The following is a 232-nucleotide window of genomic DNA, read 5'->3' as shown; positions in this document are numbered from 1 at the left end:
ACTATCATCGGCGCAAAGTTGTTTCACGGTCCTGTTCGGGATGGGAAGGGGTGGGACCAACTTGCTATGGTCATCAGGCATAACTTGTACTGGCGTTTGTCCTCGGTGGAGCGACAAAGCCTGAATCTGGAAGAAGCAAAGATTGGGGTAATGAATTGGTGTATCAACAAACTCACAACGTTGTACCGTCTTATCCTCTGTACCTGCTAAGGTTATAGGGACAAGCCGTACG

The 232-nt window shown here is 48.7% G+C and carries 1 rRNA gene; it reads right to left on the bottom strand.

What is annotated here, in order from left to right:
- A 5S ribosomal RNA gene (gene rrf / locus GCN78_RS29170) occupies nucleotides 1-78 on the bottom strand; the annotation flags it as partial.
- Between the last annotated feature and the right edge of the window lie 154 nt (nucleotides 79-232).

It is taken from the genome of Janthinobacterium rivuli (assembly GCF_009208735.1).
Classification (GTDB): domain Bacteria; phylum Pseudomonadota; class Gammaproteobacteria; order Burkholderiales; family Burkholderiaceae_D; genus Janthinobacterium.
This window is presented reverse-complemented; position numbering and strand designations above follow the sequence as displayed.